Consider the following 17,311-nt stretch of genomic DNA (forward strand, 5'->3'; position numbering starts at 1 on the left):
ACATGGATAATATAATTCCAGAAAAGTATATAAAAAATATAAAAATTTCTTATCTTAATCCCGGCATTACGTTTTTAGTAAAAAATCTAACAAAAGAAATTCTTCTTGAATTTTGGGTAGATATACGAATCCATGAAGATCCAAATGAAGTTCCAGAAACTTTTTACAAATTTCTTAAAGTATGTAATTCCTTTTCTGTTTTTGTTATTAAGAGTGTCGAAGAAGTTGATAAAAGTGTGGAACAACGTATAAAGATAAAATTATCTGATTATAATGATGAATTTGTAATAATAGATTATGAAATTCTCAAAAAAAATGAGACAGATTTTATATTTGAAATTATTAAAAAAGCTAATCCTTTGATAGGTTTAATTTTAGTTGATATTTTGATTAATTCTTCAAAACTTGCTAGTGTATTCAACACATCTAAAGAGCTAATAAAAAGAGGTTATAATCCTGATTCTACTATAGATGAAATGGTTTTTGCATCTATGGTTGGGATTACAGGTGGATTCAGTGGAGCTTTTAACAGATCGATATTGTATGTTGAAAGCAACGACCATTTCGAAGTTCTAAGAGCTTTAGGACCTGGAAATGCAAAAGAGGCCCATCAAATATATGAAGCTTTTGAAACATTAGAGGATAATATAGAACCGTACTTAGAAAGATATGATAATGGAGTTAAATACTTCTCGAATTTAGAGAAGTATTTAAAAATGTATACTTTAGATAAAAAAGTTATTTTAAATAACGGTCTTTTTCTTCAAGCGATTCAAGAAAATAAAACAATAAAAGTGCCAGTGAGTAGAATAGATAATGAAATTGTTAATCTTTTAGATTTAAGAGGAGAAATAGCGTTTTCTCCTTTTTATACAGAAAAAGATCATTTGGCTTTTTTTATTTGTGACAATCGTTATACTATGAGATCTATAACGGACGAACAACTTGATATACTTGATTATTATGCAAAAGAATGCGTCATGATGTGGCAGAATAAACTTTTTCAGAATACTTTAAAAAGAGATGCAGAAATAGATTCTCTTACTAAAATTGGCAATAGAAGAGCTTATGAAAAATACGTCTCTTCTTTGAAATATACGAAAAACAAAGAAATATCAATAGCAATATTTGATCTTGATGACTTTAAAAATATTAATGATAAATATGGCCATTCTCAGGGGGATATAGTGTTAAAAGAGTTTTCTGAAACTTTGAAGCTTAGCATGAGGGATTCTGATAAAATTTTTAGATATGGAGGAGATGAATTCGTAGCCTTCATTAATGAAATAGATAAAGAAAAGGTTTACTCAATATTAAAAAGAGTAAACCTAAATTGGAAGAAAAAAAACAAACACACTTTTTCAGTAGGTGTAGCAAGGGGTAATAGTAATCAAATAGATACACTGTTTGAAAAAGCTGATGAAAATTTATACAAAGCAAAAAAACTTGGTAAAAATAGAATTGTGATAGATTAAGAGATAAAACCGTCTATAACAGTTAACATTCCCAGAAAAATAAAAGCAAACCCTGCTATTTTACCAAGTTTTTCTTCAGAGGCCATATTTGCAAATAAAGCAGCCATTTTTGAACCTATAGCAGCTCCAACTACACAGAAAATAAGTAGATCCCAAGGGATAGGAGCATATAAAGCATGAGTAATAGCTCCAGATAAAGCTGTAAAAGCCATTATAAGAACAGAGGTTCCTATTGCAACATGAATTCTATAGCGTAACACAAATGCGAGTATTAAGAGAATCATAACTCCGCCACCTGCACCAACAAATCCTGCTATAATCCCTATTAGTAATCCCCAAAAGATAGAAATTATATATGTTTTTACTGAGTTGTTAGAAGAAGATGAATTATATTTTTCTTGAAAATTTTTGATTCTTTCATTTAGAGGTTTCTTTATAAAACTGAATCCTATTAATAGAATAGCTATTCCTGTGAAACCTCCTAAACCAGCTGAAGGGACAAAAGAAGAAAGCCAACTTCCTATTATTGCTCCGAAAATTGCGCTTATAGCCATTTGGATTCCAGACTTTAGGTCTATATTCCCATTTTTTCTATATGTGTTGGCAGCAACTAAAGATGCAACTACGTCAGTGGCTAAGCTGATACCTATAGCTTCAAAAGCAGGCATATTCAAAAATGCTATAAAAACTGGTACGATCACAACCGCGGCACTAGCGCCTATAATCCCTGTAACAACACCTGCTCCCCAACCTGCAATTATTGATATTATATAAAAACTTATCAACTTGTTTCTTCCTCCTTTATTTTTTTATCCTAAGGCAACGTCTAATATTAACATAAGAATAAAACCAAATATTAAAGAAAATGTTGCGGTTCTTTCGTAACCATGTGAATGAGTTTCGGGAATAATTTCATCACTTATAACGTATAGCATCGCTCCGCCTGCAAATGACAAAAAGAAAGGTAAGGCAGGTTGAATAAAAACTACCAAGGATGCACCAATTAATCCACCTATTGGCTCTACTAAGCCAGTCAAAGAAGTCCAAAAGAAGCTTTGTTTTTTGCTATAATTAGCTTTCAACAATGAAAAAGCTGTTGCTGTACCTTCTGGAATATTTTGTAAACCGATAGCCACAGCTACAGTTATACCATTGGCTATCATTCCTCCACCAAAACTCACACCTACGGCCATACCCTCAGGAAAATTATGTAATGCAATGGCTATAACAAAAAGCCATATTCTTTTTAACCTGGCTAGTTCGGGACCTTCGTGCCCTTTTAAAAAATGTTCGTGAGGTGAAAATTTATCCATTAAATCTATTGCTAAAGCTCCACTAATTATTCCTAAAACGGTTATCGGAATACCACCTATTTCAATAGAAGGTATGATAAGTGAAAACATGGTAGCAGCAAGCATGACCCCTGCAGCAAAACCAAGAAACATATCCAACTGTTTTTCTTCCAACTCTTTCTTTAAGAAAAAAATAGGGATAGCACCTATAATTGTTGCTAATCCAGCAATAAGGCTAGCAAGAGTTCCAAATAGCCATATCTGGGTTCCGGATAAATTCCCCATGATTACACCTCCAGCATCATTATTTTATTAAATTATTTAAGATTAAGAAATTTTCTCTAATAATTATAGATTGATTATTTTTTTACGGTGTTACGAAATTTGAAAAAATTAGTAAGGATTAAAATTGAAAGTTTGTAATTTATTTGGTATAATGATTATGTAAAATATGTTCAAAATATTATTTGGAGGTAGAAAAGTGGAAAGAAAAAAGAGTGAGAACGTAGTATGGCATGAAGGAAAAGTAAAAAAAGAGGATAGAGAAAGGTTATTAGGTCAAAAGGGTGTAATAATTTGGTTCACAGGGCTTTCAGGTTCAGGGAAGTCTACTATAGCGCATGAAGTTGAAGAAAGGCTATATCAAATGGGGAAATTAGGATATGTATTAGACGGAGATAATATTAGGCATGGATTGAATGGAGATTTAGGTTTTTCTCCTGAAGACAGGGAAGAAAATATTAGAAGGATAGGAGAAGTAGCGAAGTTGTTTTCTCAGCTTGGTATAATAACGATGACTGCTTTTATATCCCCTTACAGAAAAGATAGAAAAAGAGTAAGAAATTTAGTTAAAGAAGGAGAGTTTATAGAAGTCTATGTAAAATGTCCTTTAGATGAATTAAAACAAAGAGATCCAAAAGGGATGTATGAAAAGGCGCTGAAAGGAGAAATAAAAGAGTTTACTGGAATATCTGCTCCTTATGAAGAACCACAAAATCCTGAAATAATCTTAGAAACAGAAAAAGAAACTATAGAAGAATCATCAAAAAAAGTGATTAATTACTTGAAAAGCAAAAAAATAATTTAAAAATGAGTTGATTATAAACTTGCTCAGAAAAATAAATTGTCTAATATTTGGAGGAATAAGACTATGTCAAACGATCAAAAAAAAAGAAACAACAATTTTAATTTTATTATCATAACTTTAATATTTTTTGCAGGGTTAGGAATTTTTCAATTTTTTATGTTTAGAAATTTGCAGCTCAACTTTCAGGTATTAAAAGGAGATATAAAATTTGAAATATACGAAGACTACACAGTTGATTTTATAACAAACGTAGATATAAGAGCAGAAAATGAAAGAGATTTTAATACCTTGTTAGAAGGATTTCAAACATCTGATGCGGAGAAACTACAACATTTTCAAGAAGAATTGAATAAATTAGAAGAACAAATTCCTAGGGATTTTGTAGTGTTATCTTATGAATCAAAAGTTAATTCTAACTTTCCTATAATCAATCTGCATGAAAGTGTTAAGGTAAAAGGTTTTGTGTTTAAAAAGGATGACGGTAATGTGGAATTTTCGCTTCCAAATCAATTCTTAAGTGGTCCAAATCAAAGAGTTACAGTTGAAATTGTTTATCCTGAAAGTTGGGAAATAATTAGTGTTGATCCTACTCCAACTTATATAGAACAAAATTTAATAGGTTATACCTATACCGGCACTTTTGGATATCCTTCTATAGAATTTAAAGAATAGAATATTTTTGACAGTAGGTGGGCAAATATGATATTTTTGTATGTACTTGTAATATTCTCACTTCTAGTTTCGATTATAAACGTTTTTCTTTTAATACATTTTGTTAAAACCTTAAATAATAGTGAAGTAAAAAACGTTAATGAATCTATCTCTGAAGAGGGGAATCTTTTTTTAGCCAGATTTCAAAAAATAACTTCTTCACGATTAAGAGCATTAGATAACAAAATCGAGTTAGTTGATGAGTTATTAAAAGATTTAGATGAGGCTTACTCTAAAACGTTTTCTTTATTAACTGACTTAGAAAATAAAATAAATGAGTATAAAAAAACATCCACACAGAAAAAGGAAGAAAAACAAAAAATTCAAGAAAAGATAGATGATCTGAAAATATTAAACCAAAAAGTAGAAGAACAAAATCAAGATTCCAATGCCGGTATGAGAGTTTACGAATTATCTAAGGAGTTGGGTATTTCAAGTAGAGAGTTAATCGATTTTGTAAATGAAAATATTGGAATTAATATAGAAAATCATTTAGAAAAGTTAACATTTAAAGAAATTGATTCTATAAAAGAAAAGTTTATTGTTGAGAACTCAAAAGATGTTAATAATTCAAAGGTACAACATAATTCATTGCAGTCTAACTATGATAATAAAGAAAAAATATTAGAACTTTACAAACAAGGTATGACCCCACAAGAAATTGGAAAAGAACTTAAAATTGGAGTAGGAGAAATTATGCTTGTGTTAAGTTTATTTGCTAATCAGGGGAAATAAATACAAACCTTCCTTTACCAAAAGAGTCAGGAATTATCTTGGGGACCCCGATGTTAGAAAGAATCATTGCCGTCTTATTTATAGAAAATTCACTCGATTCAAAGATTAAATATTTGTTAATGAGAAGATTAGAATATTTTTTTGTAATTACTCTAAAAAAATTTTGACCATCATTACCCCCATTTAATGCAATGTATGGTTCGTATTTTAGTGAAGTATTCGAGTCAATAAAATCTGTTTCAACGTAGGGTGGATTTGACACGATAAGCTCAATTTCATTTAATTCTTCTAAAAAAGGCTCTAAATATGCTCCTGTTTTAAATTCTACATTTGCGCCTAGTTTTTTTGCATTATATTTTGCTGTCTTAATTGCTTCAGATGAAATATCAGATGCTTTAACATTTATATCGTTTATGTTTTTTTTTATAGATATTGCTATTGCTCCAGAACCAGTACCAATATCTAATACATTTTTTATCTTTTCTTCTTTTATTAAATTAATAGCAAATATGACAAGATCTTCAGTTTCTATCCTTGGAATTAACACATTTTCATTTACATAGAATTCATTTCCCATAAATTTTACTTTATTTGTAATGTATTCTATGGGATAGCCTTCTTTAAAATGTTTTAATATATTTCTAACAGATGATTCTCTGACTTCCAAATTAGGGTTAATAAGATAAAAAGAAATATCTTTTTCTTCAATTTGTGATAAAACTTTTAAAATATGAAAAGGGGAGATTTTAAGCTCCCCCTGAAATTTATTTACTAATTCTTGCACTTTCATTTTTTATATCTTTCCTCTATAGTCCTAAAAGATTTTTAACTTCTTCACTCGCCATTTGTGGATCCCAAGGCGGATCAAACGTTAGTTCTACCTCAACTTCATTTACCTCTTTTATTTCTTTTACTTTTTCTTTGGCACTATCTACGATAAAACCAGCAAGAGGACACATAGGCGTTGTTAAAGTCATCAATATGTGTACATTGTTATTATCATCAACATCAACTTTATATATTAAACCAAGAGAAACAATGTCAAAGCCTATTTCTAGATCGTAAACCTCTTTTAGGGCATCCATTATATTTTCTTTTCCAACATTTGGCATATAAATAACGTCCTCCTTAAAATAACTCAGAATTGATTATTACGACAGAGTTTTTTCTAAAAATTTCAAACTCTTCTGGTAAAACTTTATCAAAATATTCTTGAGTTTTTTTGTCTTTTAAGTTAAAAATTATCTGGTTTCTTGCTTCTTCAAAACTTAATTGTCTTTCTGGATATTTTTTTTCAATTTTCAATAGTGCAAATGTATTGTCTTCAGTATTATAAAGGATTGGTTCAGTAATATATCCTGGAGGATTGTTTTTCACTGTGTTAACCAAATTATTTAATTCATCTTCTAGGCTAATATTAGTAGTGACATTATTGTCAGACAGTTCAAACACTTCCTCAAAAGTATAATATCCCTCAATAATCCTTGTATATGTGTAAGAAGCTTCTTCTTCAGTATTAAAGACAACGATCTTTATATCCGCGGAAGGGCGGGATTTGTAAACAGGTTTATTATTATTATATTCGGTTAAGATTTCTTCTTCTGAAACAGTTTGTTGTTGAAAAATAAATTCATATAAGGCCATTATCGAATCGTTATACAAAACTTGATAAAAAAAATCATCAATAAAATTGCTTTTTGATGTATAACCTAGAAGCAACAAGTATTCTTCGATATTTTCATCAGGGATACCCGCATCTTTAAAGACATTTGAGAATTGATTTTCTATTTCATTTCTAAGAGATTCCCGTTCTAAGTCAATTCCTTTTTGTTCTACAAATTGAACAAAAAGTACTTGGTTAATAATTTTCATAGCCTGGTCATTCAAATATGTTTGAATAAGTTCTATTCCTGTGGCTGTATTGGTAAGAACTGTATAAAAGTCTTGGTAATTAGTACTCATATCAGATAATAAATAAACAATCTGTGATCTCGAAACTAAAAGTTCTTCACTTAAAGTTTCATTATTAACTTTTGCAAAAATATTTTGATTTATTGGTTGATAAGAAAAATCTGAAAATACCAAGGTAGAAAAAACCATAAAAAATAATAAAAAATAGAAAATTTTGTTTCTCACTTAAAGGACCTCCTAAAATAAATTATTAAATATTCATTGTATTATATTTATTATGCCCTCTTCTATAAATTTCTTAATCGGATTAAAAGTTTTTCTATGCTCTGATATTATACCAAATTTTATAATATTTTCAATATGCTTTTTTGTCGGATATCCTTTGTGACTTGCAAAGTCATAATTTGGGAATATGTTATGCAAATGTATCATGTATTGATCTCTTTCATATTTAGCTATAATAGAAGCTGCGCCAATCAGAGGTGAAATTTCATCTCCCTTTACAATACATTCTGAAGAATATGGAATCTTAAAATATTTTCCGTCTATAATAATATGATAGTTAGAATTATAAGGATCTATATGTTTTTCTACAAGTTTTGTAATCGCTTTTTCAGTAGCCTTAAAGATATTGATTTTATCAATTAATGAAGGAGTAGAGAAGTTGCTATAACACTTAAAATTATTGATTAATTGAAAGTATCTTTTTTCTCTCTCTTTGGATGACAGACTTTTTGAATCTTTTCCTATTTTAGATAAAATTATAAAATCATTTTTGGATTCTATTACTACTGCGCCTATAAAAACAGGGCCAGCTAATGGCCCTCTTCCAGCTTCATCTACCCCTATAAGAGTTTTGTATTTCAATAATAAATTATACTCTATTAAATCTTGCAAAAATAGACTCCTCTCATCAGTTTGTTATTCTTTTTCGTATGGCACACCATCAGCAGCAGGAGCTCTAGTTCTTCCAACAAATCCTCCAACGACAATAATAGTTAAAACAAAAGGTAATAAATTTAACAACGCTTTAATTTCTGAAGGAAGAACCATCAGTGTTTGTAACTGGATATTCATTGCTTCTGCAGCTCCAAAAAGTAAGGCTGCCCACATTGTACCAATTGGATTCCAGTTTCCTAATATCATGGCAGCTAATGCAATAAAACCTTTACCTGCAGGCATTTGTTCCTGAAATTGACCAATATCTCCTATAGCCAGATACATACCGCCTAAAGCAGCCAAAACCCCACTCATTAATACCCCAAAATACCTTATTGCTTTGACGTTTACGCCTAAAGTATCTGCAGCTTTCGGATTTTCACCAACAGAGCGCATTCTTAATCCTAAAGGAGTTTTGTAAAGTAAAAACCAAGAACCAAAAATAACTACAAGAGCTATATAAAAGAAAGCACTAATTTCTCCAAAAATTTCTCCAATAAAAGGAATATTTTGAATAGCTTCTATTTTAACATTTGGGATTTTAGTTACAAAATCAGTTTGTCCTTCTTGCCCAAAAATAGGTTTCATTAAAAAACCGGTAAAACCTTGAGCGATTAAAATAAGAGCAGTTGCAGAAACAATCTGGTTTGCTGACCACTCAATAGATACATAAGCGTGTAAAAATGCTAAAATTAAACCGCCAAGCATACCTAACAGCACTCCTAACCAAGGATTACCTGTTAGAAAAGTAAAAGCTACAGCAGTAAAAGCACCTAATTTCATAATACCTTCAAGGGCAATATTTGTTACACCAGTGATTTCACTAAAAACTCCTCCGATTCCCGCAAAAACAAGAGGTAATGCAGAAAGTATAGTTAGCTTATAAAAAAGAGGAGATGCAAAAGCTGTAAATATAGCTTCAACCCAGTTCATTCTTCTTCACCATCCTCTATTTTCTCTGGTGATTTTTTTCTACCTAAACTTGAAGCTTTTATTATCCAAGTTTTAATAATTCTGTCGGCAGCAACAAAGAAAATAATTATACCTTGTATAACAACAATAATATCATCTGGTACACCAATAGTTTGCATAGCGTTTGATCCTGATCTAAGAGAAGATATAAGAAAAGCAGCAAATATAATTCCTATAGGATTATTTTGTCCTATGAGGGCTATAGTAATTCCATCAAAACCTCTGTCGCTTGTAAATGCACCGAATATTCTGTGATGGACTGACATGACCTCTAAAGCACCAGCTAATCCTGCTAAAGCACCAGAAATTGCCATCGTTAATACAATATTTTTACTAATAGAAATTCCGCCATATTCAGCAGCATATGGATTTAACCCGACAGCTTTAACCTCATAGCCAGTAGTTGTTTTATCTAATATAATATACATAACTATAGCCGCCACTATTGCTATTAAAATGCTTGAAGGCAAAGTAGATGCTTGTACGGTAAAAAGAGGAGGAAGTTGGGCACTTTTTGCTATTTCAGGAGATTTGGGAACACCAGCACCTACAGCAAAAGGTCCAGCCACTAAATAATTTGTAATGTGATAAGCAATCCAGTTTAGCATTATAGTACTTATAACTTCGTGTGCACCAGTTTTAGCTTTTAACCAACCTGCAATAGAGGCCCAAAAAGCTCCACCAGCCATACCAGCGATAATAGTAATAGGTATAGCTATTGCAGGAGGAACATTTCCAAGACTTAATCCGACAGTTACAGCCATAATACCACCCATAGCCATTTGACCTTCTGCCCCGATATTGAATACACCGGCTCTAAATCCGAATCCCACAGCTAAACCTGTAAGTAATAAACTTGTCATTTTTGTAATATTATCAGCCCAGGCTAAGCTACTACCAAATGCACCTTTAATCATTTCTCCGTATGCTTTAAGTGGATTTTGACCAATAATTAATATTATTATTGCTGCTATTAAAAGTGAAACTAATACAGCTAAAGTTGGAACTAAAAAAGACATCCATTTTGAATTTGCAATTTTTGATGAAGAAGTCACCTCTTTAGCGCCTCCTATGTTATTAGTCTTTTATATTTCATGTGCCTCTTCTAGTAATTTTATTTCTTCTAAGGTTTTTCCGGCCATCATCAAACCAATTTCTTCGATTGTAAATTCGCCATTCTTAAAAATACCCATAGACTTCCCCTCATACATTACCATAATTCTATCAGATAAAGAGAGAACCTCTTCTAATTCCATAGAAATAAGTAATATAGCAACACCTTGTTCTCTTAAGCGAATCAATTCTTTATGAACGTATTCTATTGCTCCCACATCTAACCCTCTGGTGGGTTGAGAAACAATCATAAATTTTGGAGATGATCCTATTTCTCTAGCTATAATAACTTTTTGTTGATTTCCGCCTGATAAATTTCCAGTTGAAATATCTATTTCGGGTGGTCTTACATCAAATTTCTTTATTAAATCTTTTGAATATCCCCTTATTTCTTCAATTTTTAAAAAGCCTCTATTAGAAAAGTTTGATTTATCATGTAAACTTAAAATTAGATTATAATAGTTTGGAAACTCGCGAACCATTCCGCGTTTTTGTCTATCTTCAGGGATATGGCCTATACCTATATCTCTTAATTCTTTAACAGTAAAATTGGAAACATCTTTATTATCAAAGAAATAATTACCTTTTTCTATTTTTCTTAATCCCGCTAAGGCTTCAGCCAACTCAGTTTGCCCATTACCCGCTACCCCAGCTATTCCAAGTATCTCTTTTTCTTTGATTTCAAATGAAATACCTTTTACTGCATCAAGTTTTCTATTATCTTTTACCCAAAAATTCTCTACCCTAATTAAAGTTTTTCCAGTTTCTAATTTCGGTCTATCAATACTCAGAACTACCTCTCTTCCAACCATCATATTTGCTAATTCTTTTTCATTTGTGGACGAAGTTTTGACATTTCCTGTTACTTTGCCAAGCCTCATAACGGTAATATTGTCACTAATTTCTAAAACTTCTTTTAATTTATGACTTATAAAAATAATTGTTTTACCATCTTTTTTCAAACTTCTAAGAATATCAAAAAGTTCTTCTGTTTCCTGAGGCGTCAAAACAGCAGTTGGTTCGTCCAAAATAAGAATATCTGCACCTCTATATAACGTCTTAATGATTTCAACCCTTTGTTGCATTCCAACGGGAATATCTTCAATTTTGGCTTCTACATCGACTTTTAGTCCATATTTATCTGATAATTCTTTGACTTCATGTTTTGCTTTTTTAAAGTTGAATGTGATTCCTTTTCTTGGTTCAGCACCTAAAACGACATTCTCAGCTACGGTTAAATTTTCTACTAACATAAAATGTTGGTGAACCATTCCTATACCTACCGATATAGCATCAGATGGCCCTTTAAAATCAACTTTCTTGCCTTTTATATAAATTTCTCCGCTAGTAGGTTGATATAAACCATACAATTGATTCATTAAGGTGGTTTTACCGGCGCCGTTTTCTCCAATCAATGCGTGGATTTCTCCATTTTTTACCTTAAAATTAACTTTGTCATTTGCAACGACTTTTGGAAATATTTTAGTAATTTCTTTCATATATACAGCATATTCATTTAAATTTTCTTGTACATTTAAATTTTGAGGCATTTCATTCCTCCTTTCAAAATTAATTCAAAAAATACTTTTGAAATATTCTAAAATATTCTACAAAATAGGCGGGAATTTCTCCCGCCTAATTTATCATATTAAATGATTGTTAGAATGGGAAAACAATGTTGCTAGCATCAAATCCTCCTAATTCTGTTTCACTTTGAGGAATTTTAATACTTCCTTCAACAGCTAATTTTTGTAAAAATGCTAATTCAGCTATAACTTCATTTGGAACTAATCCTTTAGTGTATTTCATAGCAGAAATACCTACACCATCATCAGCAATGCCTAGGTTATTATGTCCAGATTGGAAATATCTTGCGGAAAGGGCTGATTCGATACCTTCGAAAGTTGCAACATCGATTTTCTTTGTGATACTTAATAAGACATATCCAGGAGCCATATAATCTTGATCAACATCAACACCGATTGCGAAATAACCTCGTCCTTCTTCATAGTATCTATCGATGATGTATCTCAATGAAGCATTAGGACCTAGACCATAAAAAGAGGATCCTTTTTCTTTTGCAGCGTCTATAACGCCATTACCGGTTGCTCCTGCAGCAGCGAATACAATGTCAGCACCAGCATCGTACTGAGAAAGAGTTAATTGTTTACCTTTAGCAGGATCTTCAAAACTAGCAGCATAACCAACTATAACTTCAATATTAGTTCCGTGGATTTGGTTGTATGCTTCTACTCCTGCTCTATAGCCGATTTCATACCTTTTTACTGGTGGGATTTCGATACCGCCAACAAACCCAATCTTGCCAGTTTTAGTCATAGCTGCAGCAACATAACCACCAAGGAATCCAGCTTCGTGTTCTTTGAAGGTATAAAGTGCCAAATTACTAGGAACAGTTTGTCCTGGCGACGGTTCAATGTCAATTCCTATAAAGAATGTATCTGGATATTGAGCAGCAATATTAAACAAGGCATCAGCCATCATAAACCCTACACCTATAACAACGTCTCCTTGTTGAGCAGCTGTTGTTAAATTTGGAATATAATCTGTTTGTTCTTTAGATATTATTAGCTCGGCTTCTACTCCAGGAAGCTGTTCTACAGCCATTTGAGCTCCTGCCCAGGTTCCGTCGTTAAAGGATTTATCTCCTAAACCACCTACATCAGTGACCATAACAACTTTTAATGCGAAGCTACTTACAAACATTAAACAAATTAAACCTAAAACCAACAACTTTTTCATGTGTTTCTACCTCCTTTATTGATTGGATTTTTTGTTTAAAAAGAAAAACTGTCTGATAACAAGCAAACTTGTTACGAGGAAAAGAATTATACCAAATAGCATGTTTATTTTGTAATCTGATGTGAAAATTGTTGGGTAACCATATTCGCTTATTACTTCTAAAGGAGTAACTTTTACTAAACTAAGTATACCTGAGAAGTACATAAGGGCAGTTGCTAAATATTTGGCAATTTTTTGCTCGTAAATAATAAATATTGTTATACTAAGAAAAAATAAAATCAAAATCTTATTTCCATAAAGTGTATTATAAGATCTTAATTTTATCGTATTCTCTTTATCTACATCGTAAAAAGTATTTATTTCAGAGAGTAATGGCTCTGTTAAATCTGTATTTAATAAAAGTTTATTAGATTCGCTAATAAACTTTGTTTCGAACACACTGTCTGAAAATTTAATCACATTTTCAATATTAGTTTCCATCGAATCAAGTTCATTTTTTATATTTCTTTGATTCATTTCAGAAGTTTTGATGAAATTTTCTATATTTTTTGAAAATTGTTCGGGATAACCTCTATAATTATCAATATTATTTATTTTCAATCCGTTTCTGTTTGTTTGAACATTAGATCCCTGAACTTGAGATAATACTTCAGTATTAATTAGATTTCTAAGAAAACCTCCAAAAGTTGATCTGTAAAAGGTATTTGCGGAAGAGTATTCCCTTCCTAAATAGGAAATTAAGGATGAAATATTTCGATTCAAAAACGAATGCGGATAGACTACTGTGTCATTAAGTAATTGGTATTGAAATTGAGAAAGATGAAAATCAGGATTTTCTTTCATTAAAAGATCATAAGAAAAGTATGAGGGAATAAACAATAATAATATAATCAATACAAATATAGAAAAGTTAATTATTTTTTCAATATAAGAGATTTTTTTCCCAAAACTTTTGAAGAAAAGTACCGCTAAAAACAAAAAAACAAAAGTTACAATATAACTTCCGTAAAAGAAACCGCTAATAGTATCCTTGATAGGATCAAAAAACGTGAATAAATAAAAGAGTTCGAAACCAAAAATTCCTATTGTTATGATCCATATATATTTTTTGATAAAATAAAAAGATAATAAAATTAATAGACCATATACAATAAATCTAATATAAGACATATTATTGCCTTGTTTACCTTCATTAATGAAAATTTGAATTACTTGGTTTATTTGATCATCTGTTTCTTTTATTAATGAATCAACATATCTGTACGAAAGTTGATCAATAGCTATTTGTAGTTGTCTTCCAGTAACTCCAGAAACAGCAAGCTCTTCAATACCTCTTTCTAAATTTTTAAGGTTTTCCTCTATTATCAAATCAAATTCTTCGTTTGGTTCGCCTTCATAGATATAGAATCGTCTGTCTAAAATTTTACCTGTAGTTTCAAATCTTTTTATATTTGTAAATGGGGCCTCATCTTCAATTCCTAAGGAATATATAATCACATTTCCAAAATAAGTCAAAGCGTTGTTTTCTAATTCTTTTTTATAATCTTGTACCGTTCGAAAGTAGGCTGGAAGAGATCTGATTTTTTCACGTGTCAAAGCGTCTCCTGATAAATCTGATTGTACATAAGCCAAAAAACCGGCAAAAGCAAGCTTCTCTTCAATTGTTTCAAACTGATTCTCAATATTGTCAAATATTTGAGAAAAATATGTTTGCACATTAGTTGGCCTATCTACATATTCTGCGCTTCCAATCATCTGAGTTCTGTAAAATCTGTATAAACCGAGGTTATTTAATTCTTCAAAAAAGGGGTCTAGGTTTCCTGCTTCAGAAGTATAACCTTCATTATATACATTTACAAAATTCAGATAAGTTTGTTTTACATTTTCAAGATCTATACTATAACTAATAGAAAAAAATATAAAGATAAAAAAGAGAAGGACAGTTTTCTTCATTTCTTGCCTCCTATGCTTTATGAGATTTGAATGTATAATACTTTCTTAAATCTATAAGTATTATATCATCTTTATTTGAGATGATCAAGATTCATTTTAAATGAATATAGGCAATAAGAAAAGATTAGAAGCTTTTAGAAACAAATATTTGAATATATCTTTCATTATCAATAAAAATGATTATATTGGTGTTTATCTTTAATTTATGATATAATAAGAAAAAAATTTTAATAGGGGGATAAAATATTAATATAAATTTCAAGAAATCGATTTCGTTAACCATAATACTTTTTTCTGTATTTGTTTTTAGAGTTTTTCCTAGTCCACTTTTTTTGGAAATAAATAATATATATATTGGAGACAGGGCTTTTCATATAGACATAGACAAAAACTATGCGATAATATCAGATTATGAAGGTACAGTGCACTTTATAGATATTTTTACTTTGGAAAAGCACGAATTTAACGAGGTTACAATACCAATGGGTGGAGCCTATGATGGAGAATTTTTCTTTGTAATTGATAATTATAAAAAAGAGATTTTGAAAATCAAAAATAATAGAATTGTCCAGAAACTTGTTCTTGATTCGAGACCTGTTAATATAAAATTAATCAATGACGAACTTTATGTGGTTGGTGAAGAACCTAATAAGTTTTTTCTAATCGACAGAAATCTGGTTATAAAAAGAACAATAGATTTACCTGTAAATAGTCCATTAATAAGGAATATTGGTGATCAGGTTTTCATACCTTTATTTAGTAATGTTAGCAACAATATCTTCATAACAGATTTACTTTTTTTAATACCTAAAAATAATACTTATATTGTTAATTACAATAAGATTGAATATCCAATAGATATAGTAGGTCATAATGGCATAACTTACATGGTGTCTTATTATAATGGGAAGCTTTATAAAAATGAATTTAGGAATCAGTCACAAATAGCTCAGTTTGGAAGATATACTACAAATATTGAATTATATAAGGGGAACATTGTTGGTAACTCTTTGATGGGAGGAATCTATTATTACGATTTAGAAAAAGAAAGAACTGATGAGATTTTAACAGATACCCCTTTTAGTGATATCGCAGTTTCACCAGATGGAGAATACTTATACGCAATATCTCATATTGAAAACAAATTATACGTAATAGAAAACAAAAGTGTTTATCAAATAATTAATACATATGATTATCCTATCGCAGTTGAATCCCCTGATGAAAATATTGTCTTAGTTCTATGTACCGATTCCTCATCTCTTCAAATTATAAGACGCTTTGAATAAGCTTTTTAATATTCAAAATGGTTTCATTTAATTTCTCCCTATAAATAACACTCATATCTCTAAAATTATAGTTTGAAGAGATAGCATCATAGTAGGCAAAAGGTATTTCCGAAGTATTTTTGTAAAAAAAATTGTAATCTTCTCTTATGTTTTTAAGGACTCTTTTGTTTTTCACATTGTTAAATGTAATAGTATGACCTCCAAAAAAAATTCCAATTAATGCACTATGTAAGCGATCTGATATAATTATTTTGGATTGAGATATTTCCTCTGTGATTTTTTGTGATTCTTTAAAAGGGAAATCTGCTTTTAGCTTAGTTTTTTTCCTAATATTTTCAACAAGCTCGTAGTTTCTCAAGGCATCTTGACTAGAATTTATAACTAATGTTGAAATAGAAAAATCCTCGAAAGCAGAAATGAAATCAGTTAGGATGTCTAAATCATGTTCTTCTTTTAGACAAACGGAAATTTTGTTTGTTTTTTTAAATGGGAAATTTATAAATAGATATGGACCTATATCAACACCTAAAGAAATGTTGTTGTTGATTTTTTTTGCAAAATTAAAGGAAGTTTTATCCCTTAGATTAGCGTATAATTTTGGGTAGGCAAGAATTTTTTTTAATTTACGTATACTTCTGGTTTCACTAAAAGAACCAAATCCTTGAGATAAGAGGAGTATAATTTTACTGAATTTAATTCCTAAAGAAGCAATGTAGTGATAATACATAAAACTTCGATAAGAAGTTTCAGATTGAAACAAGTTTCCTCCACCAAAAATAATAATATCAGAATCCTTTATGCTTCTTCTGAGTTCGTAAAAATTCATTCTTGATATTTTTATTATTTGAAAAGAAAATTTTTCATCAAAATGTAAATCGTTTTCTAGAGGCAAATATAATATTCCATCAAAATTTATTTCGTTTAATATAATCATAATACTCTTTAATAACAAATCATCTCCATAATTACCATAACCGTAAAATCCGATTAAAAAAATTTTTTTCATTATTTGTCCTCCGATTTAGTAATAAATTTAGGAAAATCTAAAACCGAAAAAGAATAATATATTAGATA

17 protein-coding genes are annotated in these 17,311 nt (G+C 30.3%); 5 read left to right on the plus strand and 12 right to left on the minus strand.

All coding sequences use genetic code 11. The features are described 5' to 3' along the window. Positions 1–2: 2 nt before the first annotated feature. On the plus strand, positions 3–1,475 hold the full coding sequence (locus PW5551_RS08515; protein ID WP_113075355.1) for a GGDEF domain-containing protein: 1,473 nt from the start codon (positions 3–5) through the stop codon (positions 1,473–1,475). Here the strand turns inward: PW5551_RS08515 and PW5551_RS08520 are convergent. Further along, positions 1,472–2,260 carry a sulfite exporter TauE/SafE family protein gene (locus PW5551_RS08520; protein WP_113075356.1) on the minus strand — a complete coding sequence of 263 codons (789 nt, stop codon included), beginning with the start codon at positions 2,258–2,260 and terminating at the stop codon, positions 1,472–1,474. The two genes, PW5551_RS08515 and PW5551_RS08520, sit on opposite strands and share 4 nt — an antisense overlap. Positions 2,261–2,284: 24 nt before the next feature. Then, positions 2,285–3,052, minus strand: coding sequence for a ZIP family metal transporter (locus PW5551_RS08525; RefSeq protein ID WP_113075357.1), 768 nt, complete (start codon positions 3,050–3,052; stop codon positions 2,285–2,287). 196 nt (positions 3,053–3,248) lie between these two features. Between PW5551_RS08525 and cysC the strand changes: the two genes are divergently transcribed. From cysC to PW5551_RS08540, 3 genes are all read left to right on the plus strand, one after another. Further along, positions 3,249–3,854, plus strand: coding sequence for an adenylyl-sulfate kinase (gene cysC / locus PW5551_RS08530; RefSeq protein ID WP_113075358.1), 606 nt, complete (start codon positions 3,249–3,251; stop codon positions 3,852–3,854). A 63-nt stretch (positions 3,855–3,917) separates the two neighbouring features. Beyond that, the gene (locus PW5551_RS08535) at positions 3,918–4,526 is read left to right on the plus strand and encodes a DUF4897 domain-containing protein (protein ID WP_113075359.1); all 609 of its coding nucleotides are present in this window, start codon (positions 3,918–3,920) and stop codon (positions 4,524–4,526) included. Between the two features lie 27 nt (positions 4,527–4,553). Continuing rightward, on the plus strand, positions 4,554–5,300 hold the full coding sequence (locus PW5551_RS08540; protein ID WP_113075360.1) for a translation initiation factor IF-2 N-terminal domain-containing protein: 747 nt from the start codon (positions 4,554–4,556) through the stop codon (positions 5,298–5,300). Here PW5551_RS08540 and PW5551_RS08545 read toward each other — a convergent pair. From PW5551_RS08545 to PW5551_RS08585, 9 genes are all read right to left on the minus strand, one after another. After that, positions 5,284–6,090 (minus strand): HemK/PrmC family methyltransferase, encoded by an 807-nt coding sequence (locus PW5551_RS08545; protein WP_113075361.1) that lies wholly within the window; start codon positions 6,088–6,090, stop codon positions 5,284–5,286. The genes PW5551_RS08540 and PW5551_RS08545 overlap by 17 nt on opposite strands. Positions 6,091–6,106: 16 nt before the next feature. Further along, complete coding sequence (locus PW5551_RS08550; protein WP_113075362.1) at positions 6,107–6,412, minus strand: metal-sulfur cluster assembly factor; 306 nt, start codon at positions 6,410–6,412, stop codon at positions 6,107–6,109. 16 nt (positions 6,413–6,428) lie between these two features. Further along, the gene (locus PW5551_RS08555; RefSeq protein ID WP_113075363.1) at positions 6,429–7,436 is read right to left on the minus strand and encodes a peptidyl-prolyl cis-trans isomerase; all 1,008 of its coding nucleotides are present in this window, start codon (positions 7,434–7,436) and stop codon (positions 6,429–6,431) included. A 33-nt stretch (positions 7,437–7,469) separates the two neighbouring features. After that, positions 7,470–8,108 carry a ribonuclease HII gene (locus tag PW5551_RS08560; RefSeq protein ID WP_233488497.1) on the minus strand — a complete coding sequence of 213 codons (639 nt, stop codon included), beginning with the start codon at positions 8,106–8,108 and terminating at the stop codon, positions 7,470–7,472. A gap of 24 nt (positions 8,109–8,132) precedes the next feature. Then, positions 8,133–9,083, minus strand: a complete 951-nt coding sequence (locus tag PW5551_RS08565; protein ID WP_113075364.1) for an ABC transporter permease — start codon at positions 9,081–9,083, stop codon at positions 8,133–8,135. Then, complete coding sequence (locus PW5551_RS08570; protein WP_113075396.1) at positions 9,080–10,141, minus strand: ABC transporter permease; 1,062 nt, start codon at positions 10,139–10,141, stop codon at positions 9,080–9,082. Before PW5551_RS08570 ends, PW5551_RS08565 begins: the two co-directional genes overlap by 4 nt. A 66-nt stretch (positions 10,142–10,207) precedes the next feature. Beyond that, the gene (locus tag PW5551_RS08575) at positions 10,208–11,785 is read right to left on the minus strand and encodes an ABC transporter ATP-binding protein (protein ID WP_113075365.1); all 1,578 of its coding nucleotides are present in this window, start codon (positions 11,783–11,785) and stop codon (positions 10,208–10,210) included. A 109-nt stretch (positions 11,786–11,894) separates the two neighbouring features. Further along, on the minus strand, positions 11,895–12,995 hold the full coding sequence (locus PW5551_RS08580) for a BMP family protein (RefSeq protein ID WP_113075366.1): 1,101 nt from the start codon (positions 12,993–12,995) through the stop codon (positions 11,895–11,897). Positions 12,996–13,010: 15 nt separating this feature from the next. Beyond that, positions 13,011–14,948 (minus strand): hypothetical protein, encoded by a 1,938-nt coding sequence (locus PW5551_RS08585; protein ID WP_113075367.1) that lies wholly within the window; start codon positions 14,946–14,948, stop codon positions 13,011–13,013. 332 nt (positions 14,949–15,280) lie between these two features. On the opposite strand from PW5551_RS08585, the gene PW5551_RS08590 reads away from it, so the two are divergent. Then, positions 15,281–16,237 carry a YncE family protein gene (locus PW5551_RS08590; protein WP_113075368.1) on the plus strand — a complete coding sequence of 319 codons (957 nt, stop codon included), beginning with the start codon at positions 15,281–15,283 and terminating at the stop codon, positions 16,235–16,237. Here the strand turns inward: PW5551_RS08590 and PW5551_RS08595 are convergent. After that, the gene (locus PW5551_RS08595) at positions 16,218–17,243 is read right to left on the minus strand and encodes a polysaccharide pyruvyl transferase family protein (protein WP_113075369.1); all 1,026 of its coding nucleotides are present in this window, start codon (positions 17,241–17,243) and stop codon (positions 16,218–16,220) included. The two genes, PW5551_RS08590 and PW5551_RS08595, sit on opposite strands and share 20 nt — an antisense overlap. Between the last annotated feature and the right edge of the window lie 68 nt (positions 17,244–17,311).

It is taken from the genome of Petrotoga sp. 9PW.55.5.1, from assembly GCF_003265365.1.
GTDB lineage: Bacteria > Thermotogota > Thermotogae > Petrotogales > Petrotogaceae > Petrotoga.

What these genes read in the sequence shown, in the direction of transcription:
- PW5551_RS08515 (WP_113075355.1), top strand. Translation starts at nt 3, where the DNA reads ATGGATAATATAATTCCAGAAAAGTATATAAAAAATATAAAAATTTCT.
- PW5551_RS08525 (WP_113075357.1), bottom strand. Translation starts at nt 3,052, where the DNA reads ATGGGGAATTTATCCGGAACCCAGATATGGCTATTTGGAACTCTTGCT.
- PW5551_RS08535 (WP_113075359.1), top strand. Translation starts at nt 3,918, where the DNA reads ATGTCAAACGATCAAAAAAAAAGAAACAACAATTTTAATTTTATTATC.
- PW5551_RS08540 (WP_113075360.1), top strand. Translation starts at nt 4,554, where the DNA reads ATGATATTTTTGTATGTACTTGTAATATTCTCACTTCTAGTTTCGATT.
- PW5551_RS08545 (WP_113075361.1), bottom strand. Translation starts at nt 6,090, where the DNA reads ATGAAAGTGCAAGAATTAGTAAATAAATTTCAGGGGGAGCTTAAAATC.
- PW5551_RS08550 (WP_113075362.1), bottom strand. Translation starts at nt 6,412, where the DNA reads ATGCCAAATGTTGGAAAAGAAAATATAATGGATGCCCTAAAAGAGGTT.
- PW5551_RS08565 (WP_113075364.1), bottom strand. Translation starts at nt 9,083, where the DNA reads ATGAACTGGGTTGAAGCTATATTTACAGCTTTTGCATCTCCTCTTTTT.
- PW5551_RS08570 (WP_113075396.1), bottom strand. Translation starts at nt 10,141, where the DNA reads ATGTCTTTTTTAGTTCCAACTTTAGCTGTATTAGTTTCACTTTTAATA.
- PW5551_RS08575 (WP_113075365.1), bottom strand. Translation starts at nt 11,785, where the DNA reads ATGCCTCAAAATTTAAATGTACAAGAAAATTTAAATGAATATGCTGTA.
- PW5551_RS08580 (WP_113075366.1), bottom strand. Translation starts at nt 12,995, where the DNA reads ATGAAAAAGTTGTTGGTTTTAGGTTTAATTTGTTTAATGTTTGTAAGT.
- PW5551_RS08585 (WP_113075367.1), bottom strand. Translation starts at nt 14,948, where the DNA reads ATGAAGAAAACTGTCCTTCTCTTTTTTATCTTTATATTTTTTTCTATT.
- PW5551_RS08595 (WP_113075369.1), bottom strand. Translation starts at nt 17,243, where the DNA reads ATGAAAAAAATTTTTTTAATCGGATTTTACGGTTATGGTAATTATGGA.